This window comes from Pandoraea fibrosis, from assembly GCF_000807775.2.
Classification (GTDB): domain Bacteria; phylum Pseudomonadota; class Gammaproteobacteria; order Burkholderiales; family Burkholderiaceae; genus Pandoraea; species Pandoraea fibrosis.
Map to the genome: position 1 here is coordinate 2,202,968 of NZ_CP047385.1, position 24,864 is coordinate 2,227,831.

Genomic DNA, 24,864 nt, shown 5'->3' on the forward strand with positions numbered 1-24,864 from the left:
CGTTAATTGGGACCGGCCATGTGGCGTTGGCCAGCGGCGTGCCGATGTCAGGCGGCCTGCGGACTGAACGTCATCGCAAGGCCGTTCATGCAATAGCGCAAACCGGTCGGCTTCGGACCATCGTCGAACACATGGCCCAGATGGCCGCCGCAACGCCGGCAATGCACTTCGGTGCGAACCATGCCGAAAGTCGTGTCGGTGTGCGTGCCCACGGCGTGCTCGAGCGGCGTCCAGAAGCTCGGCCAGCCGGTGTGGCTGTCGAACTTCGTGCGCGACGAGAAGAGCGGCAGCGCGCAACCGGCGCATGCGAAGGTGCCGGCACGATGTTCGTCGTTGAGCGGGCTCGAATAGGGACGCTCGGTCCCCGCTTTGCGCAGGATTTCGTACTGAGCGGGCGTCAGGCGCTTGCGCCACTCGGCGTCGCTATAGGCCACTTCGAAGCGCTCGGGGCGGGCGTCGTCGGCCAGCGCCGGACGCACGAGCCGTGGCACCAGCCCGGCAGCGACGGCGGCCGCCGAGGCTGTGGCGCTCAACAGGAACACCCGGCGCGAGGGCATCGGGCGGGGACTTGCTACACCTGCGCCATGCGGCCCGGACGGCTCGGAACGCTCAGGCAGGGGGCGCGGATCGTTTTCGGACAAACGCATGACATCCTCCGGTCAGTAGGCCGATCCGGGGCGGGGCTGGCCCCGCCGTTACCTGTTTAGGGGGGGGCGGGCACGGCAGTGGTGCGGCACAGTGGAGATCCGCACCGGATCGATGCCTGAAGCGTAGTGCGCCAGCGATGGCAAAGTCCTCACGTAAAATTAAACAATTCGTGATACCTCGCGGTGCGTGAACTGCGCACAATGGGGGCTCCAAGACCCACTTTCCCGGGAGTTGTCCCTTCGATGGAATCACCGCGCCGTGTCTTGCTCGTCGAAGACGACGTGCATATCGCCGACTTGCTCACGCTGCATCTGCGCGACGAGCGGTTCGAAGTCGTGCATTGCGCCGACGGCGACGAGGGCTTGCGCCGGTTGTCCGAGGGCGGCTGGGATGCCCTGATTCTCGATCTGATGCTGCCGGGCGTCGACGGTCTGGAGATCTGCCGCCGGGCGCGGGAAATGACCCGCTACACGCCCATCATCATCACGAGCGCGCGTTCCAGCGAAGTCCACCGGATTCTCGGGCTGGAACTGGGGGCCGACGACTATCTCGCCAAGCCGTTCTCGGTGCTGGAGCTGGTCGCACGGGTCAAGGCGCTCATGCGACGCGTCGATGCGCTGGCCCGCAACGCGCGCATGGAGGCGGGCAGTCTGGCGGTTTCCGGACTGTTCATCGATCCGATCGCCCGCGAGGCGTCGCTCAGTGGCAAGCGGCTCGATCTCACCCCGCGCGAGTTCGACCTGCTGTACTTCTTCGCGCGCCAGCCCGGCAAGGTGTTCTCGCGCATGGACCTGCTCAATGCCGTCTGGGGCTATCAGCATGAGGGCTACGAACATACCGTCAACACCCACATCAATCGACTGCGCGCCAAGATCGAGGCGGATCCGGCGCAGCCGACGCGCATCCTCACCGTCTGGGGACGGGGTTACAAGTTCGCGGCCGACGGCGCACCGGACGGCCAGAGTGCCGACGTAGGAGCCGCATGATGCGCCGCTGGAATTTCACACTGACACAGCGCCTGTCGCTGGTTTTCGCGGTTCTGCTGCTGGTGTGCTGTGGCACGTCGGCATGGATGCAGGTGCGTGCCAACCGCATGCACGAAGCCGAAGTGATTCAGGGGCTCTCGCGCGGGCTGGCGGAGCACATCGCCGCCAATGCGCAGTTGATGGATTCGAACGGCATGAAGCCCGACGCCGTGCGGCGTCTGTTCGGCCAGTTGATGGTGGTGAATCCCAGCGTCGAAGTCTATCTGCTCGATGAGCAGGGGCGCATCACCGGTCATGCAGCGCCCGAGGGCCATTTGCGGCGCATGCAGGTCGATCTGGCGCCGGTGCACCGGCTGCTCGACGGCGAGGCGTTACCGATCTATGGCGACGATCCGCGTAACACCGACGTTCGCAAGGTATTCAGTGCTGCGCCGCTGCGCGTGGATGGCCGCGAGGTCGGATACATCTACGTCGTGTTGCTCGGCGAAGCCCATGACCGATTTGCCGAGCGCGGGGCGACGAGCGTTGCCCTCAATACCGCGCTGTGGTCCATCGGATTGGTCGCCGCGCTGTGCCTGATCGCCGGTCTGGCGGCATTTGCGCTCATCACCCGCCCATTGCGCCGCCTGACGGACGCCGTGCGCGAGTTCGATATCGACGCCGCCCCGGTGCCGCCGTTGCCGGCCGTCTCGGCGGATGTGTTGGCGTCGCAACAGGCGCGTCCGAGCGACGAAATCGCGGTGTTGGAGCGAGCCTTCCGGCAGATGGTCGAGCGGCTCGGTACGCAATGGCGCACGCTCACGCGTCAGGATCAGGAGCGGCGCGAGCTCATCGCCAATATTTCGCACGACTTGCGCACCCCGCTGTCGTCGCTGCACGGCTATCTCGAAACGCTATCGCTCAAGGACGCCACGCTCACTCCCGCCGAGCGGCGGCGCTATCTGGGCATTGCGCTCGATCAGAGCCGCAAGGTCGGCGCGCTGGCACAGTCGCTTTTCGAACTGGCGCGTCTCGAGCACGGATTCGTGCAGCCCGAGGCCGAGCCGTTTTCCGTGACGGATCTGATTCAGGACGTCTTCCAGAAATTCGAGCTGAGCGCCGAGTCGCGCGGGGTCACGTTGCGCGCGCAACTCGCGCCGCAGATTCCTGTTGCGCGTGCGGATCTTGGTCTGATCGAGCGGGTGTTTACCAACCTGCTCGATAACGCGTTGCGTTACACGCCATCGGGAGGGGAGATTACGGTGGCGGTGGCGCCGCTGGGCACGGAAATCGAGGTGCAGGTGAGCGATACGGGGCCGGGCATTCCGGAGAGCGCGCGCGAGGGGCTCTTCGAGCGGCCGTTCACGGTGGGCGGCGCCCGCCGCGAGGGCGGGCTGGGCTTGCGTATCGTGCACCGCATTCTGCAACTGCACGGCCGGCGCATCACGCTGGCCCCGACCGGTCATGCCGGGCAGGGCGCCACGTTCCGCTTCACTTTGCCGACGTGATCCGGTTGTCTGCCGAGACGCTCGGCGCGGTGTCGAAATACGTCAGCTTGCGCACGAAAACATTGGCGAACGGATCGATCTTTTCGCCGGGAACGGCGGGGGAGGTGATCACCACCCGCACGATGTTGCCGTGGCTGTCGTACTTGTAGTGATACTCCGACACATGACGCTCGCCGGTGGCAGCGTCGGTGCGGGTCACCCGCGTCAACTCATGACGTGGTGAGTATTCCGATACTTCGTTGTCCCATGCCAGCGGCAGCCATTGTCCGTCGATGAAGGCCGCAGCGCCGTTGTCGCGAACGATGCGGCTGCCGTCGGGCTTGCGCTCCACGCTGGCGAAGGTCCGGTAGGAGACGAGCTTCGGGGCGGGGCGTACCTTGCCGTCTGCCGTGATTACCTGACGGGCCTCGTTCGGTGCCTCCCATTGACGCGAGAGCGCGAAGCATTCGTCGTCGAACAGCCGGGCTTGCAGGCTACCTGCGCGGCGGTGATGCACGCCGTTCGCCGGGGCGACGATGCGTCGCGTCCACTCCAGTTGGCCGTCGGTTTCCTGACGCACCTGTTCCTTCCACGTTCCGCGCTTTGTCGCGCCGCGCACGACCCAGGCGTCGGCACTCTGCCATTCGACGGGGGCGCCGTCGATACTGCGCAACCGGCCATCGTCGTCGTAGGCATAGCGGCCGCGATCGGTGCTCGAGAGCAGGTGACCTTGTGCGTCGAACTCCATCACGAAGCGGTTACCGTTGTCGAGCGGGCCGACTTTACCGGTGCTGCGATCATAGCTGGCGATGAAGCGCGTTTCGTCGATACGGCGAACGCCGGCGGGAATGCCGCCGAAGTTGCGCATCAGATCGTCTTCTTCACGCAGGGATGTCTGCACGCACCACGGCAGCGGGGCGGCCGCCTGCGGTGTGTCGGTTGTCGGTTCAAGGTTCGGGGCTGGCGGGGGCGACGTGCTTGCCACCGGGACGCTTGCCGGCGCTGAGCCCGACTGCGGACCGGCGCAGCCGGCCAGCGCAGTGGCCAGCGCGGCGAGTGCGAATGCACTACGGACAGGGCGTACCAAAAGCATGGATCGGACAGATCGGACAGGTAAAACGGACGTCATCGCAAGTGATTGCCGGAGGTATTTTTCCCTCGATTGTACCGGCTCCATGTGACGTTCCCATCTCCGGGCATGGAATCACCGATCAGGTGGGCAAGCCTGCGGGCCCCGGTGGGCCGCGGGCAAAGGCGCCGCTGGGAGGCTTGCCGCACGATTCGAAGGGGGATCTGGTTTGAAAAACCTGGACGGAAATGAAGGTTAGTGTTTCAGCGCGGAAATCTCTTTTCGAGGGTTGGCGATGAAGCGCAAACAGTACTCAGTCAGACGCCCCCAAGGGTTGGCGCTATGTCCAGTTATTGGGGGCAGTTCAAAGAATGCCTTTCTGATACGTCTCCCTAGGCCCCTGGGGCACCCGGAGGGTAGGGAGGCGGAGGGGGGTAGGGAGGTGGAGGCGGGCGAGGGGATGAGGCTTCACTGTAGCGGTAGCCGTCCGCGGACGCACCGATAGCGCTGTAATGGGCGTTTTGGAGGTCGTATATCAATTTCGCATAAAAATGTGCTGACTCCTCCGAATCCGCTACCGCCTCGCTCGCTTTGTCCAATAGATTCTGTGCGGCTGTATTCTTAAGAGACGTGGTGCTGTTAGTACACGCCATCACATCAAGTGCTTCACGCACAGAGGCGTTGTTGAGCATTTCGCAAAGAAGAGAATCGTAATCTTTGGGTACATTCTCCTTTTTCACGACGGTTGTTTCGTAGGTTACAAACCTATTGCCAATAGGGGGAATTAGAGACATTAGCTTCGCTTTCCTCAGATTTTCCAACAGTTAACCATTTTGTCGCCACCCATTTGGATCCCGTGATTACCGGGGATCCGCCATGGAGCGTTCGCTTCGATTGATGTGTGTCAGGGTTAGGGTAAACAAAAAAAATGCCACTTCCCCGTCGAGGAAAAATCTCCAGAGGCATCATCGGAAATATGGTGCCCCCACCGCAATCTGCTTCCTTGAGGTATATAACGAGAGTCGCTATGCGTTGGGCACGATTAGCGGGCGCCTTGCGAGAGGCGGTGTCAAAAAAATCATAGTGAGGCATGTACTGCTCGCCAGCTTTGTAACGAAGAATTTGCAGATCCTCCATCTGCTCAATTGGCCAATTGAGCAGCTTCGCTATCCGTTCGTCGAGCTTGCTGACTAGCTTGCAACTGTCTCCAGACAGAAAGACTCCATGACTGGTTCGCCTCTCGTCGACGTATCCATGAGGGCTTCCATCAGCCACTCTTGATCTTTCCAAGCGTTGAGATGCCATATCAATCAACGAACAGCACTCATCCTGATCCAGAATATTCTCCATAACTACTATTTCAGGATAGGTTGAGCGTGCAGCGATCTTTATTTTCAGATCATCAACTTCAATATGCGACGGCGAGTCTCTTAAGTTTGGTCCCGGTAGATTGAGTTTCATTCCTTTATAACTTATGTGGCGTCAATGGATATTCGTTGAATTGCCCTGACGTCTTGCGGTTAATTGATCTGTGATTTTTTATATTGTTAGTGATGCGAACTAAGATTGTCAAGGGTGTGTTTAGACGTCTGCTTCCTGGATATTTTGAAATGTTTGTGGCCCTAAAGTCCGGAGGTTGGTATTGACTCGCGCCATGACGAAAATCTATCGAGTGAAAAATAAGAATATTCCGACATACATTTCAAAAAAGTCGAAATAATTGGGCCTGTTGGTCGTTTATATTTAAAGGCCAATAACATTCCCTCGAATGGCGTAACCCCGGACTTCTCCCGAACAGGCAAACCCAAGAACAGCCCGTTTATCGAATCATCTAATGGCAATTTCCAGGATGAGTGCCTGAACGCGCACCGGTTCTTGTCATTGACGATGCGCGCGACAAGATCGAGTACTGGCGACAGGATTGCAGCGATTTCAGACCGCATGGCTCGCCAGGCACTCTGACCCCGTGCGAGTTTCGATGCGCACCCCTTGACGCCTGAAATCTCCCCCCAAAGTGCTCGATTAATTTTCACTTGGGCGCGTCTCGTACCCGCATCGCGGGCAGGCCACGCGTGGCGGCTCAACTCGATGCGTACGAACGTGCGTTTCGCCGCTTCCGCACTGCTTGCCATCGTTCACGAGAGCGAGCAAAAACCCACCTAGCACACGGTTTTGTATGGGGTATGGCCAGATACCCACAGCGATTCACTGCACAAATTTCGTGCATGTTCGTCGCTTCGACCGTAGTCAACGTGGGTATGCCCATCAGGGTTTAGAGCCGCGTTTTCCCTGTATGTTATTGATTTCATATGGGTTTTTGCGGCCGTTCAACTGGCGGGTGCAAAGTTGGGTGAACAAAGTTCTGAATTCAGTGAGTCTCGACAGAGGGAGATGCGTATAAGGGAAAACCCCGCGTCTTGAAATCGTAAAACCCCGTCCCTATAATTAGCACTCGTTGGCGCAGAGTGCTAACGCCATGAATTCACCCCATATGCAATTGGTTGCATATTTAGTTTTGACGATCTCACACTGAGAGAAAGAGGAGCTTGTAATGAACCTTCGTCCCTTGCATGACCGCGTTATTGTCAAGCGCCTGGACAACGAAACGAAGACCGCATCGGGCATCGTTATCCCTGACGCCGCTGCTGAAAAGCCGGACCAGGGCGAGATCCTGGCTGTCGGCCCGGGCAAGCGCGATGATCAAGGCAAGTTGATCGCACTCGACGTGAAGGTGGGCGACCGTGTTCTGTTCGGCAAGTACGCCGGCCAGGCCGTCAAGGTCGATGGCCAGGAACTGCTGGTCATGCGCGAAGAAGACATCATGGCCGTCGTGGCCGCCTAAGTCTGTCTCCCCCCAGACATCCTACGTAAAGTATTCAAGGAGTTATTGCAATGGCAGCTAAAGAAGTCGTTTTCGGCGATGCCGCTCGTGCCAAGATGGTCGAGGGTGTCAACATCCTCGCCAATGCCGTCAAGGTGACCCTGGGCCCGAAGGGCCGTAACGTCGTGCTCGAGCGCAGCTTCGGCGGCCCGACCGTGACCAAGGACGGTGTGTCGGTCGCCAAGGAAATCGAACTCAAGGACAAGCTCCAGAACATGGGCGCGCAAATGGTCAAGGAAGTGGCTTCCAAGACCAGCGACAACGCCGGTGACGGCACCACCACCGCTACGGTGCTGGCTCAGTCGATCGTGCGCGAAGGCATGAAGTTCGTGGCCTCGGGCATGAACCCGATGGATCTGAAGCGTGGTATCGACAAGGCCGTTGCTGCCGCGATCGAAGAACTGCGCAAGATCAGCAAGCCCTGCACGACCAACAAGGAAATCGCACAAGTCGGCTCGATCTCGGCCAACAGCGATACCTCGATTGGTGACTACATCGCCAAGGCGATGGACAAGGTCGGCAAGGAAGGCGTGATCACCGTCGAAGACGGCAAGTCGCTGCAAGACGAGCTGGACGTCGTCGAAGGTATGCAGTTCGACCGCGGCTACCTCTCGCCGTACTTCATCAACACCCCGGAAAAGCAAGTCGCGATCCTGGAGAACCCGTTTGTCCTGCTATTCGACAAGAAGGTCTCGAACATCCGTGATCTGCTGCCGGTGCTCGAGCAAGTCGCAAAGGCTGGCCGTCCGCTGCTGATCATCGCCGAAGACGTCGAGGGCGAAGCCCTGGCAACGCTGGTGGTGAACAACATCCGTGGCATCCTGAAGACCTGCGCCGTCAAGGCTCCGGGCTTCGGCGACCGCCGCAAGGCCATGCTGGAAGACATCGCCATCCTGACGGGCGGCCAGGTCATCGCCGAAGAAATCGGCCTGACGCTGGAAAAGGCCACGCTCAACGAGCTGGGTCAAGCCAAGCGTATCGAAATCGGCAAGGAAAACACCATCATCATCGACGGTGCCGGCGAAGCCACGAACATCGAAGCGCGTGTCAAGCAGATCCGCGCCCAGATCGAAGAAGCTTCGAGCGACTACGACCGTGAAAAGCTGCAAGAGCGCGTGGCCAAGCTGGCCGGCGGTGTTGCCGTGATCAAGGTCGGCGCTGCGACCGAAGTCGAAATGAAGGAAAAGAAGGCACGCGTGGAAGATGCACTGCACGCTACGCGCGCTGCCGTGGAAGAAGGCATCGTCCCGGGCGGTGGTGTTGCACTGCTGCGCGCTCGCGTGGCTGTGGCCGACATCAAGGGCGCCAACGCTGACCAGGACGCCGGTATCAAGATCGTCCTGCGCGCCATGGAAGAGCCGCTGCGCCAGATCGTCACCAACGGTGGCGAAGAAGCCAGCGTCGTTGTGGCCAACGTGATTGCCGGCAAGGGCAACTACGGCTACAACGCGTCGACCGGCGAGTACGGCGACCTGGTGGAAATGGGCGTTGTGGACCCGACGAAGGTCACCCGCACCGCACTGCAAAACGCCGCTTCGGTGTCGGGCCTGCTGCTGACGACCGACTGCGCCGTTGCCGAACTGCCGAAGGAAGATGCTCCGATGGCTGGCGGTATGGGCGACATGGGCGGTATGGGCGGCATGGGCATGGGCATGTAAGTCTCGCAAGAGACTGCATGACGGGGCGTCGCAAGACGCCTCGAATGCCGGGTCGCCGGGCTTTTTCGCCGAATCTTCGATTCGGCGGCTGAAGCCCGCCCCAGAACGGCAACGAGTTCTTCGGAGTTCGTTGCCGTTTTTTTTCGCCTGAATTTATGCCCGAGTGGGCGAGGTGGCGTCGTTGTCGCTCCGAATGCGCGGGGCGACGAGCGGTGGAGTGGCGGCGATCTCGTCCTGCATCCACTGCCAGAAGGCATGAATTGCGCGCTCGCGCGGATGATTCTCCCGCCAGTTCACGTGATATTCGAGGCTAGGCGCAATGCGTGCCTCGCCGATCTGCACCAATTCCCCCGCCGCCAGCGCATCGCGCACGAGCAAACTGCGCGTCGTAGCGACGCCCTGTCCCGCAATCGCCGCCCGCAAGAGCAAGCCCGAATCGTCGAAAATCGGCCCGCGCGTGGGTTCGTGCGGTGGCAAGCCGGCGGCGACCTGCCAGTCGCGCCACGACCGATGCGCGAAGCGCAGCATCGGCAATTTGTCGGTATCCGCCACCGTGAACCCCGGCACGCGCGCGATCAGATCGGGATGGCACACGGCGATGACGCAGTCGTCGAGCAATTTGCGTGTGACGAATCCCGTCGCTTCCACCCGTTGATGCCAAATGCCCACGTCGACCGAATACGGGTCGGGCGCGGCGATATCCGCATGAATCCGCAGCATCAGGTCAATGCCGGGGTGCTGTTCGCTGAAGCGGTCCAGCCGGGGGATCAGCCATTGCGCGGCCAGATCGGTCATGACGCTGACCTCAAGGCGCACGGTGACGGGCGACGCGCCGGGCGCCGTGCCGGCCCGCGCCTCGGTGAGCGCCTCGTCGAGTTCCGACATGCCGATACGCACCCGCTCGGCCAGACGCGCCCCAACGCTCGTCGGAATCATGCGGGCGCCCACGCGGCGGAACAGCACTGTGCCGAGTTGCTGTTCCAGCGAGCGCATGTGGTGGCTCACCGCACTGTGCGTCAAATTCAATTCCTCCGCCGCGCGCGTAAAGCTACGGTGACGGGCGGCTGCCTCAAGCGCACGCAGTGATTGAAGGGGAGGGAGGTGTTGGATCATGATGTCAAATTCTACTCACAATGCGCGCGCAAAGGTTTCGTTGGCCTCACGACGAGGTTCCGCCGACAATCCATACCCAAGCAATTCACTAGGGTATAGCTCCATGTCGAAGGCACTTCGCATCTTCGTGCTGTTCGCCTGCGGATACTTCGTCTCATACGTGTACCGCGGGGTGAACATCGGGTTCGCGCCGTTCATGACGCGTGAACTGGGTCTCTCGTCTGCCGATCTCGGTTTGCTGACGAGTCTTTATTTCCTCGGTTTCGCGGGCGCGCAATTGCCGGCCGGCGTACTGCTCGACAAATTCGGGCCGCGTCGGGTGGCGTCGCTCGTCCTGCTGCTCGCGGCGGCCGGTGCAGCCCTGTTCGGACTGGCGCAGGGGGTGGGCGCGCTAATGGTCGGGCGCCTGCTTATCGGTGTGGGCGTGTCGGTGTGCCTGGGCAGCGCGTTCAAAGCGCTGGCGCAGTGGTTTCCGGTGGCGCGCCTGCCGTTGCTCAATGGTCTGGTGATGGCTGTGGGCGGCATGGGCGGGGTTGTCGTCGGCACGCCGCTGAACTGGCTGCTTGGCCTGACGGACTGGCGCAACGTGTCGTTCGGACTGGCGGCGCTGACGGTCTTCATGTCGATCGCCCTGTGGTTCGGTGCGCCCGAGAAGCCGGGTTCGCATGCGCAAGGCGGTCTGTCCGAAGCGTTCAAGGGCGTTCGTCAGGTGCTGGGCAGCGGCATGTTCTGGAAAGTGACGTCGCTCTCGGGCATCACGCAGGGCGTGTTCTATGCGATGCAATCGCTGTGGATGGCGCCGTTCATGCGTGACGTGGAAGGGTTGTCGGAGGCGCAGGCGGCATCGCTGGTGTCGGTCGTGGGGCTGGCGATGATGGCTGGCAGCGTGGTGTTCGGGGCGGCGGCGCGCTCGCTCGAGCGTCGCGGTGTGAGCGTGTTCGCGTTTTCCGGCGTCGGCATGGTGTTGTTCGTCGTGGTGCAGTTGTTGCTGATGATGCGTGCGCCGATGCCGCCGGTCGTGTTGTGGGCTGCGTATGGGATCTTCGGCGGCACGGGCATTCTGTCGTATGCGGTGCTCGCGGAGCATTTCCACGGCACGCTGATCGGACGCGTCAATACCTCGCTCACGCTGGTCATCTTCTTGCTGATTTTCTTCTGCCAGGTGGGCGTGGGGGCGATGCTCGGCGCCTACGCGGCACACAGTGCGCAGGCGCACTTCTCTGCCTGGACGGTACTGATCGTGCTGCAAGTGCTGGGCGCGGTGTGGTACTTCTGGCCGCAGCGTCAGCGTGTCGGCAACGTGGCTTCGGCGTGATCTAACAGTGATGTGATGCGGCAGCGCTGCACTGCCTGCCGCTGACGTCTTCAACGTCCCGCTTCAAGACCTTCTTCGCGTCCGGCTTCGAGCATGCGCAACCATGCGCTCAAGCCGGATTCGATGTCCGCGAGGGTGGCTTTCGTCAGTGGCGCCAGCATCCGGTGTTCGTTGGCGACGTGGGCCTCGACGGCCTGCTCGATCAACGCGAATCCGGCATCCGTCAGTTGTACCAGCAGGCTTCGGGCGTCGTCCGGATTGGCTACGCGGGCAATCCAGCCCCGAGCCTCCAGACGTTGCAATCGATGCGTCATCGTCCCCGACGTGACCATCAACGTCGAAAACAGGGCGGTCGGTGCGAGCCGGTAGGGCGCCCCCGAGCGACGCAATGTCGCCAGCATGTCGAATTCCCAACCACTCATGTCGAACTCGGCGAACGTCGCATCGAGTTGTTGCTGGACGAGCGCCGCGCAACGCTTGAGGCGACCGATGACGCCCATCGGCGATACATCCAGGTCGGGGCGTTCGCGATGCCATTGCGCAAGGATACTGTCGACCGCATCGCCGCCGTTCTGCGGCGATTGCCGAGCCTGATTAATGCTTGCTGCGGCGCGCGTTGCGCGATTCCCCGTGGGCCGGTTTCCCATGCGTAACTCCAGTTATCTTGACTTCAAGACAAAAGGATACCAAACTGCAATTTATCTTGAATTGAAGATAAATTGCCATGACGACTACGACGGTCTCTTTACCGGTGCGCTGGATCGACGCGCTGCTCACGGCATTGGCGCCGATGATCTGGGGCTCGACCTATATCGTGACGACGCAATTGTTGCCGCCCGACCGGCCATTTACCGCAGCGCTCATCCGTGTGCTGCCGTCGGGGCTGCTGCTGTTGCTCTATGCGCGACGTTGGCCGGGGCGTCGCGATTGGGGGCGCCTGGTGGTGCTCTCCGCGTTGAACATCGGTGCCTTTCAGGCGTTGCTGTTTGTCGCCGCGTATCGTTTGCCGGGCGGACTGGCGGCGGTGGTCGGCGCGATTCAGCCATTGCTTGTCATGGGGTGGCGTGGGGGTGGGAGCAGCGGCGTCCACTGGCGACCACGGTATGGGCGGCACTCGCGGGCGTCGTCGGCATGGGAGTGCTGCTGTTGTCGCCCGGCACGGTGTTCGAGCCGGTGGGCATCGTGGCGGCGCTGGCGGGGGCGGCAAGTATGGCGACAGGCACCTATCTCACGCGCCGGTGGCGTCTGGAGATGCCGGTGCTGGCGCTCACCGGATGGCAGTTGCTGCTGGGGGGATTGATGCTCGCACCCGTTGCGTGGCTGGCCGATGCGCCGCTTCCCGCGCTCACGATCTGGCAGACGCTGGGCTATCTGTATCTCTCGATCGCCGGGGCGTTGCTGGCTTACGCGTTGTGGTTTCGAGGCATTGGGCGTCTGGCGCCAGTTGCGGTGTCGTCGCTCGGTCTGCTGAGCCCGTTGACCGCCGTGGTTCTCGGTTGGGTATTGCTCGATCAGGCGATCAAGGGCTTTGCGTTCGTCGGACTCGTGACGGTGTTCGCGAGCATTCTGGCGGTGCAGTGGACAGCGTCGCGGACGTGACGCCGCTGCCCGAGAGCGCGCTTACGCCTGCGCTACCCAGTCGCCCGACTTGCCGCCGTGCTTTTCCAGCACGCGCACGTCGGTCATGGTCATGCCGCGGTCGACGGCCTTGCACATGTCGTAGATCGTCAGCAGGCCGACCTGAACGGCCGTGAGGGCTTCCATCTCGACACCCGTGCGGCCGATGGTCTCGACCTGCGCGCGGCAATGGACGGCGTTTGCGCTATCGTCCACCAGAAACTCCACCGTCACGCGCGTGAGCGCGAGCGGGTGGCACAGCGGAATCAGGTCGGCGGTTCGCTTCGCCCCCTGAATGGCGGCGATGCGGGCAATGCCCAGTACGTCACCTTTCTTGGCCGTGCCGGTGCGAATCAGCGCGAGCGTCTCCGGCTTCATCTGGATGGTGCCGCGTGCGACCGCGATGCGGTGCGTGCTGTCCTTGCCGCCGACGTCAACCATGTGGGCCTGTCCGGCGGTGTCGAAATGGGTGAGTTCTGCCATGAGTCGATGCTGAGAAGGTGTGACGGAAGTGCTGGCACGAAGGCGCAGTTGCGCCGCTGGCGAGCGTGAATTCGGATGGGTTTTGTCTGCATTCCGGACGTCGAGGCGATGCCACGGAACGTCCACGTCTGGCTGCTATCATAGCAGCAGCCCCGAATGATCAGCGCCCTGCGGCGCCCATTTCCATGACGCGTTCGTCACGTTCGTTCAGCGCCTCCATCGGCATATCCCGCATGATTCCCGTGCTTCGCTTTTCTTCGTCGTGCTGTTCATGGCGCGGATGACCGTCATGTCGAAGCTGCCACGTCAATCCCCCCGTCGCACGAGCGATGTCGCTCGCTGGCGGCGTGTTTTCGCGTGGGCGATGCTGCCAGTCATGACCGCAACGACGTTCGCTGCCGCCGTGCTTCCGACGCAGGCCGCAGCGCAGTCGTTGCCGACGCTCGGCCAAAGCTCGGCGGCCGATCTGTCGCCCGCGATGGAACGCAAGCTGGGCGAACGTGTGATGCGCGAGATTCGCGCCGATCCCGATTATCTGTCCGATCTGCTGCTCTCCGATTACGTCAATGCACTGGGCAGCAAGCTCGTGTCGGCCACGCGCAAAGTCGGGCTCGATGCCAGTCAGAGTTTCGAATTCTTCGTTGTGCGCGATCCGGCGATCAACGCGTTTTCGCTGCCCGGCGGGTTCATCGGCATCAACACGGGACTGATCGTGACCACGCGCACCGAGTCGGAGCTGGCATCGGTGGTCGGGCACGAGACGGGGCACGTTTTGCAGCATCACATCGCGCGGATGCTCGGTCAGCAGTCGCAGAACTCATGGATCGCATTGGGTGGGTTGTTGCTCGGCCTGCTCGCGGGGATTGGTGCCCGCAGTTCGGATCTCGGCATGGGGATTGCGATGGGGGGGCAGGGGCTGGCCGTGGATCGGCAATTACGGTTCTCGCGCGACGCGGAGCGTGAAGCCGATCGGGTGGGTTTCCAGTTGCTTCAGGCGGCGGGTTTCGACACATATGCGATGCCGACCTTCTTCGAGCGTTTGCAGCGTGCGGATTCCATCAACGAAGCCGGTGTGCCGGAATACGTGCGGACTCACCCGCTCACGACGGATCGCATTGCCGACATGCTCAATCGGTCGCGCAACGCCGGCTATCGTCAGCCGGAGCAGTCGCCCGAGTATGCGTTTGTGCGTGCGCGTTCGCTCGTGTTGCAGCAGAAGTCGGCGAGCGACTTTGCGATGATTGCCGACACGCAGCGCACGGCAATTCGTTCGCAGACGGCGCCGAGTGTCGCGGGGGCGTGGTATGCCGTGGCGTTGGCGGAGTTCAAGCAACGTCGTTGGGAGCCTGCGCGTGAGGCGCTTGAGAAGTCGCGCGCGGCATTTGGCGGCACGGGGCCGGGCACGCCGAGTCTGGCCGTATTGGCCTCGGATATCGCCCGTCTGTCGGGGCGCCCGGAGGAAGCGTTGCGTGTGGCTACGCAGGCACGCGCAGCGTTCCCGCTCTCTCAGGCGGCCGACATGGCCTATGCCGACGCGCTGGTCGCGAGCCAACGCATTCCCGAAGCGACGAAATTCCTTCAGGCGCAGGTCGAGCGCTATCGCAGCGAGCCGATCTGGTGGCGGGCGCTGGCGGGCGCGTGGGCTGCCGATGGCAAGCGGGCGCGCCAGCACGCCGCGCTGGCGGAGCAGTACGCATTGCAAGGTCAGTGGATGGCTGCCGTCAGCCAGCTCAAACTCGCGCGCGACGCGGGCGACGCCGACTTCTACGAGATGTCGACCATCGACGCTCGACTGCACGAGTTTCAACGTCGCTACCGGGAAGACAAGGAAGACGAGAAGGACTTCAACAAGCAGTTCGGGTGAGCGTGCGTACTACGTAGCTACGTGCATTCTGTCGGCTGTCAGAGAATCTATCCTTTCGATCGGTCTGAGATTGCGTTCGATGCTGCCGTTGCGTCAAGTCTTTCATCGCCGCTCACGCATTCCCTTTCGCGTCATGGTCGCCACGCCCGACACTCGGTCGTGGTGATTCTCCTGGCCTGCATCGTGCGCACATTTCTCGTTTACCTGTCGTTGGATTTCCTGCTGGCGGCCTATCTCGGCATGTGGAACGCGACGGTGCCCATCGTGTTGCTCGGGCGGTTCGGTACGGCCGGTGTCGTCGCCTATGAGCTTGCACTTGCCGTGGGCGCAGTTATCGCACTGCCTGTGGCCGCTTCATGGACTGAGCGTTTGTCGCGTGAGTGGGTGATGCGCTGGGCGAGCGTGATCATTGTGCTATCAGGCATATCGCGGTTGGTCATCGAGGCTGCAACGCACAGTGTGACTTTCTGGATACTGAATGACATGGTGGCTGTCGCCGCCTTCGCGGTCGTGCAACCCCTGCTTGGCGTCTATCCCGCCGAGACGGTCGACGCCACTCGAACACTCTGCGCATTTCGTGCGAAGCGCGTCACGGTCAATCTCGGTCGTATCTGCGGCCCATTGTTGGCTGGCGCGGCTTTGCTGTTTTGTACACAGCAATATGCTTTGTGGTGTGTCGCAGCGCTGGGGTGTTGCGTACTACCTCTTCTGCCGCGACTCCCTATATTCCCCGTACTCCCGTCGTCGAGTCAGGGCGGAATATCCGAGCCTGCTTCGGTAAGACCATTGTTTCGTCGCGCCTTCGCTGGATTCACCTTGAAAATACGGCTACCGGCGGAAAGATTCTTTACGCTCTGCGACATCTTGCTGGGCGTTGCGACTGCGGGAATTGTGCCGCTGCTGATTCCTCAACTCGTGCGACAGGCGGCACTTCCGGAGTCGCAGGCAGGTTGGCTGATCGGCATATTCGTTGTTGGATCGATTGCGGGCGTTGTCGTCTTTCACACGATCCTCTCCGGCGCACTGCAACGCAGGCTGGGTTACGTCGCCGTCTGGGCGGCGCTGGGCATTAGCCTCGTAGCGGCAACTGCCGCGGACACCGCCGTCGTGTTGGGGATGTGTTTGATGTCAACCGGGATCTTTGGCGCCTGTCTGTCGATGAACGGCATCGACCGGCGCGTGATCGCAATGCCATCGTCCGTGCGCATCAGGGTCGCCAGTGCAACGTTGCTGACGACGCAGATGGCAAGCATGCTGTCCTTCACGCTATATGGCGTTTCGTATGCCGCAGACACCCTGGATGGACGATGGTGGTTGTTCGGCGGCTTGGTCTCTATCGCCGCATTGTCATCGTGTCTCGCCAGTGAGCCGTGGCAGCTACTTGGCGGGAAGGGCTCGGGTGAGCATACCGAGCGCTTTTACACCGACCGGTATCCCGAGGTGTTTGACGACGCTGAACAAGTCCGAAGGGACGTCGCGGTGTAACCGCTCAGGCGCCTTGATCGTCTGCCTGTGGATCACGCTCGAAACCATACGTCTGCGGCAGACTCCCTGCGTGGACGGTCGCAAAGGGGAGGGTGGTGCCATTGCGCCAATGCAGGCGCACAGCCCCTTTGGCGTCGGCAGTATCGTCGGACGTTTGCGCGATCTCGAAGGCCTGCGCCAGATCGGAGACCTGCGTGAGCAAATCGATGTCGTGATCGTGTAGCAACGCGAGCGGTGCGTTTCCCATCGAGGCGTCTTCGCCCTCGCTGCCGGATGCCTCACCGACAAACGCCACATTCCCGTTTTCATCCAGCAGACACGCTTGCGGCACGAACGTATGCCCCAATTGATCCGTCAGCACCGGTGCGCCGCGACCCTCGTTCGCGGTGGCATCCCACGTAAGCCGCACTACGAACGGTGCATAGGCGAGCGCCACGTACACGCGCTGAGGCCCATTCTGGAAGTACCAGCGCCCGGCGTCGTCGCTGGCGTAGTTGCGCGCGATGAACGCGAGCAATGCCGCGTGACGGATCGGATCGCCAGCCGTACCTGCCGCCTGCGCCGCTTCGTCGCGCATGCGCCACTGTCCACGCCGGTCAAGCGCGAGCCAGCCGTAGCAATGCGGTACGTTGGGCCATTTGGCCATCGCCTGTCGAACGATTTCATCCATGACGCATCCTCAGGCCGCACTCGGCAAAAATTGGCGAAAGTAGTCGACTACCGTGCGTGGCATCCATGTCATGCCGCCCGGAAACGGTCCGCTCATGAAGCCGACGTGTCCGCCATTCGCCGGTTGCAGCAGTTGTACATAGCGTCCGACATCGTCCTGACCGGGCAACGCACTGGGGGGCTGAAACGGGTCGTTACGCGCGTTGATCACCAGCGTCGGCACTTCGATGGCGGGCAGAATCGGCTTGCTCGACGCCCGCGTGTAATAGTCGAACGCGCTGTGATAGCCGTGCAACGGCGCGGTGACCACGTGATCGAATTCGCCGAGATCGCGCGCGGCCATCATCAGGTTCCGGTCGTATAGCCCCGGGTACTGGTCGAGCTTGGCGAGCGCCTTTTTCTTGAGCGTGCCCAGAAAGTTGCGCGTGTACACCATGTTGAATCCCCGCGAGAGCGCCAGTCCGCCCGCGCGTAAATCGAGCGGCGCGGAGATGGCGCACGCCGCACTCACGACCTGCGTCGCATGGCCCTCGCGCTCACCCAGCCAGCGCAGCAGCACATTGCCGCCCAGCGATACCCCTGCCGTGAAGATGGGGCCCGACGTGTTGGCGCGCAGCCGTTGCAAGATCCAGTCGACCTCGGTGCTGTCGCCCGAGTGATAGAAGCGCGGCGCACGGTTCATGCGGCCGCTGCAACTGCGAAAGTGGGGAATCACGCCGCGCCAGCCCTGTGCTTCGACCTCTCGCATCAGGGTGCGGGCGTAGTGACTGCCCGAGCCGCCTTCGAGCCCGTGAAACAGCACGACAAGCGGTGCTTCGACCAATCCGCCGGGAGCGGGAGGAGATTTCTCTGCGGCCGGTGGGGCCACCAGCCAATCGACATCGACGAAGTCGCCATCAGGGGTGTCCCACGTCTCGCGCCGGAATTCGACCGACGGGCGACGACCCAGCAGCGCCGGGTAAATCGTCTGGCTGTGCCCGTCGGGCAGCCACCGGGGGGGCTGGTAATCCAGAGGAAGAAACGTCGCCTGACGCGCCGTCATCGTCGTGCCGTACCTGTCAGTGCAGCCCGTCCGGACGCGCGTGCATCATCAGGCTGAATTGCTCGACGGCATGCGGCGGCAAGGGGCTGGAGTGGATGTGGGCGAAGCGCCAGTCGCCTTGCTCGTGTACCAGCACATAGGTCGTGTGGATGAGCTGGGCGGTCGTCTGACCGGCGTCTTCCTTGCCAACGCGTATCGCTTCGGTGGCGGTGTGCACGACCGTGCCCACGGTGTCGTATTCGGTCGTGTCCAGCGAATCGATCAGCACCACGCTCTGCGAGAACTGGGCGACCAGACCGCTGCGGATCTGCTCGAGACCATCCCAGCGGGTGCCGTCGGCGCGGATGTAGCTGACGAAATCCTCGTTCGCCCAGAGCGACATCACGCGATCCGTCTGCCCGCGGCGCAGCGCGTCGTAAAAGGCGGTGATGGTTTCACTGGCGGCATCGAACAGACGGACAAAACGTGGCATGAGGATTTACCGTTGAGTGTTACCGGGGGCGGGCTGAACGCGGATCAGCGCTGCGTGAGCAATATGTTGCGCACATTCGCGAATACATGCTCAGGCATCAGCTCGTTGAGGCAGCGTGTATGACCCAGCGGACATTCGCGGGCAAAACACGGGCTGCATTCCAATTGTAGCCACAGGATATGCGCCTGGTCGGACAGCGGCGGTGTGTGGCGCGGATCGGACGAACCGAACAAGGCGATCTGCGGGCGGCGCAACGCCGCCGTCACGTGCATCAGCCCCGAATCGTTGCTCACTACCGCATTGGCGCGGGCCAGCAGCGCACACGCCTCGGCCAGCGACGTCTGTCCGCACAGATTGCGCACAAACGGCGCCTCGGCAGCGATCTGCTGCGCCAGCGCACCGTCCTTGCCCGAGCCGAGCGCGACGATCTGCGCATAGGGGAACGAACGGCGCACCAACTGCGCGAGCTGTGCGAAATGACCCGGCGGCCAGCGCTTGGCCGGGCCGAACTCGGCTCCGGGGCAGAACACCACCAGCGGCACACGCAGATCCAGCTCGAAGCGCGCGAACACCCGCGCCGATTCGTTCAGATCGGTTTCGATGCGCGGCGTGGGCAGCGTTTCGGGCAACTTGGCGCCCGGCGCGAACGCGAGTGCAGCGTAGTGCCGCACCATCGGCGGGCGCTCGTCCTTGCGCGGATTGGCGTGGCGCACGTTCAGCAGACCGTAGCGCTGCTCGCCCTTGTAGCCGATGCGCAACGGAATGCGCGCCAGCCACGGAATCAGCGCCGACTTCAGGGAGTTCGGCAGCACATAGGCGGCGTCGTAACCCTCGTCGGCGAGCACGCTCGCGAGCCGGTAACGCTCGAGCGGCTGCAATTTGCCGTGCGCGAGGTCGGTAGCGACCACGCGCGAAATCTCCGGCATGCGCTCCAGCACCGGGGCGACCCAGCCGGGGGCGATCGCGTCGATGGTCAGACGCGGATGCAGACGTTTGAGCAGGGTGAACAACGGCTGCGCCATCAGCGCGTCCCCAATCCAGTTGGGGGCGATCACCAAGGCTTTATGCATCGTGGCGGAGACTCTAAACGTTAAGCGTAACGATGAAACGGACGGGCGACCGGGCGGCGCATTGCGACAGCTTGACGCTGGGCCCGACCGGTCGGGTGGGGCGACGGGTGGCTCAGTGGTGGCCCTTGAGCACGACACCGGCCTTCACGCGATAACGCGTGCCGCAGTACGGGCAGGCCGCTTCGCCGTGCGTTACATCGATGAACACACGCGGATGGGCGCTCCAGGCTTCCATCTTCGGATTCGGGCAGTGGACCGGCAGATCTTCGGCGCCGACTTCGACGACCGGCATTTGTTTGACTTCGCTCATGGGGTTCGGACCGTGATGGGTATTCGGAATTTTGGGGATTGCAGGGCGGGCGCCATGCATGAAAACGCTGGCTGCCTGCCCACCAAAAGACGCTATTGTAAAGCAGCCGCTGCCCTTTGCGGATGGCTCGCAGCGCCAGCGGACGCGCTGCATGCCCGTTCCGCCCCCGCTTATTGGTCACCGCGTGGTGCGTATGCGACACCTCGCGTGTTGCACCTGCAAAAACCAGACGATATCCGCAGATATGTACCGACGACGTAGTAAGCAACTATTTACCGTGGCTATAATGGCCTGTCGCTCGCCGCCAATGATGAATATATTCAGGAGACACTCCGGCAACCCTGGCGGGCGCTATGGCCGCTAGCGGCCATCTTGGGCGTGCCGGGCGCCGTCGGGACCGCTTTGCCCCGCAATGCCAGACACTGCATCGAACGCTTCGGTGCTCGCCCCCCAACCGACCATGCCAATGCTTCGTCTGCCAGCCGCCGAACGTGATGGGTTCGCGGCCGGTTTCCGCATCATTTCGCCGCTTTTGCCTGCCATCTTCTCGTGGGGACTCGTGACCGGGGTCGCCATGAGCAAATCGATCCTGACGGTGCCTCAGGCCATCGGCATGAGCCTGATGCTTTACGCAGGCTCGGCCCAATTGGCGTCGCTACCGCTATTCGCCGCCGGCATGCCCCTGTGGACGATTCTGCTCACGGTCGGCATCGTCAATCTGCGTTTCGTGATCTTCAGTGCCGCACTCCAGCCGCATTTCTCCTATCTCTCGCTGCCCCGGCGCATTGTGCTTGGCTACGTGAACGGCGATCTCGGCTTCGTGATGTTCATGAATCAGAACTTCGCGAACGGCTATGTGCCGGGCAAAGAAGGGACGTATTACGGCATTACGATCAGCAACTGGGCGGTGTGGCATGTCTCGTCGATCCTCGGCATCATGCTCGGCGCGCTCGTGCCCGATAGCTGGGGGCTGGGGTTCGCCGGCACGCTGGCCCTCATTCCGATGATGGTTCACACGATCACCAGCCGCTCGACGATGCTGGCGGTGGCGCTCGCGTCCGTTATCGGTCTGCTCGCGTTCGATCTGCCTTACCGGCTCAACCTCGTGCTCGGGGTGCTCGGTGCGCTGGCCGCGGGCATGGTCTGCGACGAACTGGCCGCCCGTCACGCGAAACGTCTTGCGCTGGCGAGTCCGAAGGTAGCGGCGAACGACGACACCGCCCAAGCTGAGGCGGGCGACGTCGGACATGACCGCGCGCAGGAGCATTCACCGACCCGCGCCAACGGGGAGCGTCGCTCATGAGCACTTTCGAGATCTGGTTCGCCTTTGTGGCGATGACGGCGATCACCATCGTCACCCGTACCTTCTTCCTGCTCGCGGGCGACCGGGTGACGTTGCCGCAGCGACTGCAACGCGCGCTGCGCTATGCCCCGGCGGCGGCGCTTGCCGTGATCGTCGTGCCGGAGGTGCTGCTGCTCGATCATCAGTTCGCGCTGCATCTGGGCAACCACAAGCTCGCGGCGGCCGTGGCGGCCACCGGCTGGTTCGTCTGGCGGCGCAACATGATCGAGATGATCGTCATCGGGATGGTCGTCTACACACTGGGCCGCCTGTTCCTGTAGGCAGAACCCCCAAGCCCCAAAATGGGCAACCGGACGGTCGGATCAGTTAAAATGCATGTTTTTCCCACCATTTATTCCGGATTCTCATGGCTTCCGTCGTACGTCTTTCCGATTTGATCGCTCAAGGCCGCCTGGCTGGCAAACGTGTCTTCATCCGCGCCGATTTGAACGTGCCGCAAGACGATGAGGGCCGTATCACGGAAGACACGCGTATCCGCGCCTCGGTGCCGGCCATCCAGATGGCGCTCGACGCCGGTGCTGCCGTAATGGTCACGTCGCACCTGGGCCGTCCGACCGAAGGCGAATTCAAGCCGGCCGACTCGCTTGCGCCCGTGGCGCAGCGCCTGTCGGAACTGCTCGGCCGTGAGGTGAAGCTGATCGCCGACTGGGTCGACGGTGGCTTCGACGTGGCGCCGGGCACGGTTGTGCTGCTGGAGAACTGCCGCGTCAATAAGGGCGAGAAGAAGGACAACGACGAACTGGCGCAGAAGATGGCCAAGCTTTGCGACGTCTATGTGAACGACGCATTCGGCACTGCCCACCGCGCCGAAGCCACGACGCACGGCATTGCCAAGTACGCGCCGGTCGCCTGCGCCGGCCCGTTGCTCGCTGCCGAACTCGAGGCGCTCGGCAAGGCGCTGAACGCGCCGGCCCGCCCGCTCGTGGCCATCGTGGCAGGCTCGAAGGTCTCGACCAAGCTCACCATTCTCAAAACGCTCGCCGACAAGGTCGATCAACTGATCGTGGGCGGTGGCATTGCCAACACGTTCATGTTGGCTGCCGGCCTGCCGATCGGCAAGTCGCTCGCCGAAGCCGATCTGGTTGGCGAGGCGAAGGCGATCATCGACGCCATGGCCGCACGCGGCGCGTCGGTGCCGATTCCGACGGATGTGGTGTGCGCCAAGGAATTCAGCGCCACGGCCGAAGCTACCGTGAAGGCGGCTGCCGACGTGGCCGCCGACGACATGATCCTCGACATCGGCCCGCAAACGGCTGCCGAGCTGGCCGAGCAACTCTCGGGTGCCGGCACCATCGTGTGGAACGGCCCGGTCGGCGTGTTCGAATTCGACCAGTTCGGTCACGGCACCGAGACCCTGGCGCGCGCCATTGCCGCAGCCAAGGGGTTCTCGATCGCCGGCGGGGGCGACACGCTCGCCGCCATCGCCAAGTACGGTATTGCCGATCAGGTCAGCTATATCTCGACCGGCGGTGGCGCTTTCCTCGAATTCCTCGAGGGCAAGACGCTGCCGGCTGTCGATGTGCTGCAACAACGCGCGGCACAAGCCAGTTGATCGCCTGAAGGCAGGTGGAGCGGGGCTCGCAGGCCGGTTCGACGGTCCGGAAACGGTTGGCAAATGGCGGTTTTGAGTGCCTTATTGCGAACATCAGAGATCGAATCAAACGATTTCGTACGGACAATACGAACTTTTTGGTTAACCTGCGGCGGCCTAAATGCGCTACAAACCTCTAAGCGCCAGCAATGTCGAACGCGCTGTTACCAAAAGAGGATGAAGAGATGGATGTAATGAACCGCTCCACCAAGATCGTCGCCACTATCGGTCCGGCGTCCAGCACGCCGGAAGTGCTCTCGCGCATGATCGCCGCAGGCGTTGACGTTGTCCGGCTGAACTTCTCGCACGGCAAGGCGCAGGACCATATCGAGCGCGCCGAGATGGTGCGCGCGGCCGCCAAGGCAGCGGGCCGCGAAGTGGCCATCATGGCCGACCTTCAGGGCCCGAAGATTCGCGTCGGCAAGTTCGAGAACGGCAAGACCACGCTCGAAGCGGGTGCCAAGTTCATTCTGGACGCCGATTGCGAACTGGGTAACGACGAACGCGTCGGCCTGGACTACAAGGAACTGCCGCGCGACGTGCGTCCGGGCGACGTGCTGCTGCTCAACGACGGCCTGATCGTGCTGATCGTCGATCGCGTGTTGGGCACCGAGATCCATACGACCGTGAAGGTCGGCGGCGATCTCTCGAACAACAAGGGGATCAACCGCCAGGGCGGTGGGCTGACGGCACCGGCGCTCACGGCCAAGGACATGGAAGACATCAAGACGGCGATGGCGCTGGGCGCCGACTACGTCGCGGTCTCCTTCCCGAAGAACGCCACCGATATGGAAATGGCGCGCCGTCTGGCCAATGTGGCTGGCGAGCCGTATGGCATCAAGCCGCGCATGATCGCCAAGATCGAGCGTGCCGAAGCCATCCCGGCGCTGGAAGAAATTCTGGCCGCGTCGGACTGCATCATGGTCGCCCGTGGCGATCTGGCCATCGAAGTGGGCAACGCCGCGGTGCCGGGTCTGCAAAAGCGCATGATCAAGCTCGCGCGTGAGATGAACAAGCTCACGATCACGGCCACGCAGATGATGGAGTCGATGATCCACAACCCGGTGCCGACCCGCGCCGAGGTGTCGGACGTCGCCAACGCGGTGCTCGATGGGACCGACGCCGTCATGTTGTCGGCCGAGAGCGCGGCGGGCAAGTATCCGGTCGAGACGATCGAGACGATGGCCGCGATCTGCGTCGAAGCCGAGCGTTCGGAAACCGTGGAACTCGATCGCGACTGGCTGAACCAAACTTTTACGCGCATCGACCAAACGATTGCGGCCGGCGCCCTGTTTACCGCGTATCATCTTGGCGCGAAAGCGATCGTGGCCCTGACGGAGTCGGGTTCGACCGCGCTGTGGGTGTCCCGCCACAGGATTCATGTGCCGATTTTTGCGCTGACGTCGCAACTCGGCAGCCATCGCAAGATGGCGCTGTACCGTAACGTCTACGCGATGCGTGCCGACGCTACGCTCGACCGCGATCAAGCGCTCAAGCAAGCCGAGCAATTGTTGCTCGCACGCGGCGTGGTCAAGCGCGGCGACACGATCGTGTTGACGGTAGGCGAGCCGATGGGGCAACCCGGCGGTACCAATACGTTGAAGATCGTCCAGGTGGGCCAGGCATGACGAAGTGGGCCGCGCGAGCGCGGCGAGGCGCAGGAGCACCAGCTCACGCCGCGCCGCCCGCGAGCCGTCGTCATGAGGGGCGCCTCTGGATCGAGGAAAGATTTGCTTAGTTTTGTGATTCCAAGGAGAACATC

Annotated in this window: 23 protein-coding genes and 1 pseudogene; 13 read left to right on the forward strand and 11 right to left on the reverse strand. The window is 62.5% G+C overall.

What is annotated here, in order from left to right:
• Nucleotides 1–47: 47 nt before the first annotated feature.
• Complete coding sequence (gene msrB, locus PI93_RS09865; protein WP_039372743.1) at nucleotides 48–557, reverse strand: peptide-methionine (R)-S-oxide reductase MsrB; 510 nt, start codon at nucleotides 555–557, stop codon at nucleotides 48–50.
• 333 nt (nucleotides 558–890) lie between these two features.
• Here msrB and PI93_RS09870 point away from each other — a divergent pair, with 333 nt between their 5' ends.
• Together PI93_RS09870 and PI93_RS09875 are read left to right on the forward strand one after the other, a co-directional pair.
• Nucleotides 891–1,634 carry a response regulator transcription factor gene (locus PI93_RS09870; RefSeq protein WP_039372742.1) on the forward strand — a complete coding sequence of 248 codons (744 nt, stop codon included), beginning with the start codon at nucleotides 891–893 and terminating at the stop codon, nucleotides 1,632–1,634.
• A complete protein-coding gene (locus PI93_RS09875) occupies nucleotides 1,631–3,121 on the forward strand; it encodes a sensor histidine kinase (protein ID WP_039372740.1) in 1,491 nt (496 codons plus the stop codon). The genes PI93_RS09870 and PI93_RS09875 overlap by 4 nt, the downstream gene beginning before the upstream one ends.
• Here PI93_RS09875 and PI93_RS09880 read toward each other — a convergent pair.
• Both PI93_RS09880 and PI93_RS09885 read right to left on the reverse strand, forming a co-directional pair.
• Complete coding sequence (locus tag PI93_RS09880; protein WP_039372738.1) at nucleotides 3,105–4,193, reverse strand: hypothetical protein; 1,089 nt, start codon at nucleotides 4,191–4,193, stop codon at nucleotides 3,105–3,107. The genes PI93_RS09875 and PI93_RS09880 overlap by 17 nt on opposite strands.
• Nucleotides 4,194–4,934: 741 nt before the next feature.
• On the reverse strand, nucleotides 4,935–5,630 hold the full coding sequence (locus tag PI93_RS09885; protein WP_080759302.1) for a 2OG-Fe(II) oxygenase: 696 nt from the start codon (nucleotides 5,628–5,630) through the stop codon (nucleotides 4,935–4,937).
• Nucleotides 5,631–5,990: 360 nt separating this feature from the next.
• Between PI93_RS09885 and PI93_RS25070 the strand changes: the two genes are divergently transcribed.
• The 3 genes from PI93_RS25070 to groL all read left to right on the forward strand — a co-directional run bounded on the left by PI93_RS25070 (nucleotide 5,991) and on the right by groL (nucleotide 8,708).
• Nucleotides 5,991–6,131, forward strand: coding sequence for an integrase core domain-containing protein (locus tag PI93_RS25070; protein WP_407945362.1), 141 nt, complete (start codon nucleotides 5,991–5,993; stop codon nucleotides 6,129–6,131).
• A gap of 589 nt (nucleotides 6,132–6,720) precedes the next feature.
• Entirely contained in the window at nucleotides 6,721–7,011 is a 291-nt protein-coding gene (gene groES, locus PI93_RS09895; protein ID WP_010808449.1) for a co-chaperone GroES, read from the forward strand.
• A gap of 50 nt (nucleotides 7,012–7,061) precedes the next feature.
• The gene (groL, locus tag PI93_RS09900) at nucleotides 7,062–8,708 is read left to right on the forward strand and encodes a chaperonin GroEL (RefSeq protein WP_039372735.1); all 1,647 of its coding nucleotides are present in this window, start codon (nucleotides 7,062–7,064) and stop codon (nucleotides 8,706–8,708) included.
• Nucleotides 8,709–8,861: 153 nt separating this feature from the next.
• Here the strand turns inward: groL and PI93_RS09905 are convergent, their stop codons facing one another.
• The gene (locus PI93_RS09905) at nucleotides 8,862–9,821 is read right to left on the reverse strand and encodes a LysR substrate-binding domain-containing protein (RefSeq protein ID WP_052240826.1); all 960 of its coding nucleotides are present in this window, start codon (nucleotides 9,819–9,821) and stop codon (nucleotides 8,862–8,864) included.
• 103 nt (nucleotides 9,822–9,924) lie between these two features.
• On the opposite strand from PI93_RS09905, the gene PI93_RS09910 reads away from it, so the two are divergent.
• Nucleotides 9,925–11,136: an MFS transporter gene (locus tag PI93_RS09910; protein ID WP_039372733.1), complete on the forward strand. Its 1,212-nt coding sequence runs from the start codon at nucleotides 9,925–9,927 to the stop codon at nucleotides 11,134–11,136.
• Between the two features lie 50 nt (nucleotides 11,137–11,186).
• Here PI93_RS09910 and PI93_RS09915 read toward each other — a convergent pair whose 3' ends face one another.
• Entirely contained in the window at nucleotides 11,187–11,783 is a 597-nt protein-coding gene (locus tag PI93_RS09915) for a MarR family winged helix-turn-helix transcriptional regulator (protein WP_080759300.1), read from the reverse strand.
• Between the two features lie 77 nt (nucleotides 11,784–11,860).
• On the opposite strand from PI93_RS09915, the pseudogene PI93_RS09920 reads away from it, so the two are divergent.
• A pseudogene (locus tag PI93_RS09920) lies at nucleotides 11,861–12,735 on the forward strand (EamA family transporter).
• A 21-nt stretch (nucleotides 12,736–12,756) separates the two neighbouring features.
• On the opposite strand, the gene moaC reads toward PI93_RS09920, so the two are convergent.
• Entirely contained in the window at nucleotides 12,757–13,236 is a 480-nt protein-coding gene (gene moaC, locus PI93_RS09925; protein WP_039372730.1) for a cyclic pyranopterin monophosphate synthase MoaC, read from the reverse strand.
• A gap of 289 nt (nucleotides 13,237–13,525) precedes the next feature.
• Here moaC and PI93_RS09930 point away from each other — a divergent pair, with 289 nt between their 5' ends.
• Nucleotides 13,526–15,100 carry a M48 family metalloprotease gene (locus PI93_RS09930; RefSeq protein ID WP_236105611.1) on the forward strand — a complete coding sequence of 525 codons (1,575 nt, stop codon included), beginning with the start codon at nucleotides 13,526–13,528 and terminating at the stop codon, nucleotides 15,098–15,100.
• A 159-nt stretch (nucleotides 15,101–15,259) separates the two neighbouring features.
• On the forward strand, nucleotides 15,260–16,585 hold the full coding sequence (locus tag PI93_RS09935) for an MFS transporter (protein ID WP_039372728.1): 1,326 nt from the start codon (nucleotides 15,260–15,262) through the stop codon (nucleotides 16,583–16,585).
• Between the two features lie 4 nt (nucleotides 16,586–16,589).
• On the opposite strand, the gene PI93_RS09940 is transcribed toward PI93_RS09935, so the two are convergent.
• From PI93_RS09940 to PI93_RS09960, 5 genes are all read right to left on the reverse strand, one after another.
• Nucleotides 16,590–17,255, reverse strand: a complete 666-nt coding sequence (locus PI93_RS09940) for a DUF2946 family protein (protein WP_039372725.1) — start codon at nucleotides 17,253–17,255, stop codon at nucleotides 16,590–16,592.
• Nucleotides 17,256–17,264: 9 nt separating this feature from the next.
• The gene (locus PI93_RS09945) at nucleotides 17,265–18,296 is read right to left on the reverse strand and encodes a YheT family hydrolase (protein WP_039372722.1); all 1,032 of its coding nucleotides are present in this window, start codon (nucleotides 18,294–18,296) and stop codon (nucleotides 17,265–17,267) included.
• 16 nt (nucleotides 18,297–18,312) lie between these two features.
• Entirely contained in the window at nucleotides 18,313–18,768 is a 456-nt protein-coding gene (locus PI93_RS09950) for a nuclear transport factor 2 family protein (protein WP_052240824.1), read from the reverse strand.
• A gap of 44 nt (nucleotides 18,769–18,812) precedes the next feature.
• Nucleotides 18,813–19,838, reverse strand: coding sequence for a lipopolysaccharide heptosyltransferase II (gene waaF / locus PI93_RS09955; RefSeq protein WP_039372719.1), 1,026 nt, complete (start codon nucleotides 19,836–19,838; stop codon nucleotides 18,813–18,815).
• Nucleotides 19,839–19,950: 112 nt separating this feature from the next.
• A complete protein-coding gene (locus PI93_RS09960; protein ID WP_010808463.1) occupies nucleotides 19,951–20,148 on the reverse strand; it encodes a zinc-finger domain-containing protein in 198 nt (65 codons plus the stop codon).
• A 466-nt stretch (nucleotides 20,149–20,614) separates the two neighbouring features.
• Between PI93_RS09960 and PI93_RS09965 the strand changes: the two genes are divergently transcribed.
• The 4 genes from PI93_RS09965 to pyk all read left to right on the forward strand — a co-directional run bounded on the left by PI93_RS09965 (nucleotide 20,615) and on the right by pyk (nucleotide 24,730).
• Nucleotides 20,615–21,451: an AzlC family ABC transporter permease gene (locus PI93_RS09965; protein WP_080759299.1), complete on the forward strand. Its 837-nt coding sequence runs from the start codon at nucleotides 20,615–20,617 to the stop codon at nucleotides 21,449–21,451.
• A complete protein-coding gene (locus tag PI93_RS09970) occupies nucleotides 21,448–21,771 on the forward strand; it encodes an AzlD domain-containing protein (RefSeq protein ID WP_039372715.1) in 324 nt (107 codons plus the stop codon). Before PI93_RS09965 ends, PI93_RS09970 begins: the two co-directional genes overlap by 4 nt.
• Nucleotides 21,772–21,857: 86 nt before the next feature.
• Entirely contained in the window at nucleotides 21,858–23,063 is a 1,206-nt protein-coding gene (locus tag PI93_RS09975) for a phosphoglycerate kinase (RefSeq protein WP_039372714.1), read from the forward strand.
• A 233-nt stretch (nucleotides 23,064–23,296) separates the two neighbouring features.
• Nucleotides 23,297–24,730, forward strand: coding sequence for a pyruvate kinase (pyk, locus tag PI93_RS09980; RefSeq protein ID WP_039372711.1), 1,434 nt, complete (start codon nucleotides 23,297–23,299; stop codon nucleotides 24,728–24,730).
• The last annotated feature ends 134 nt before the right edge of the window (nucleotides 24,731–24,864 follow it).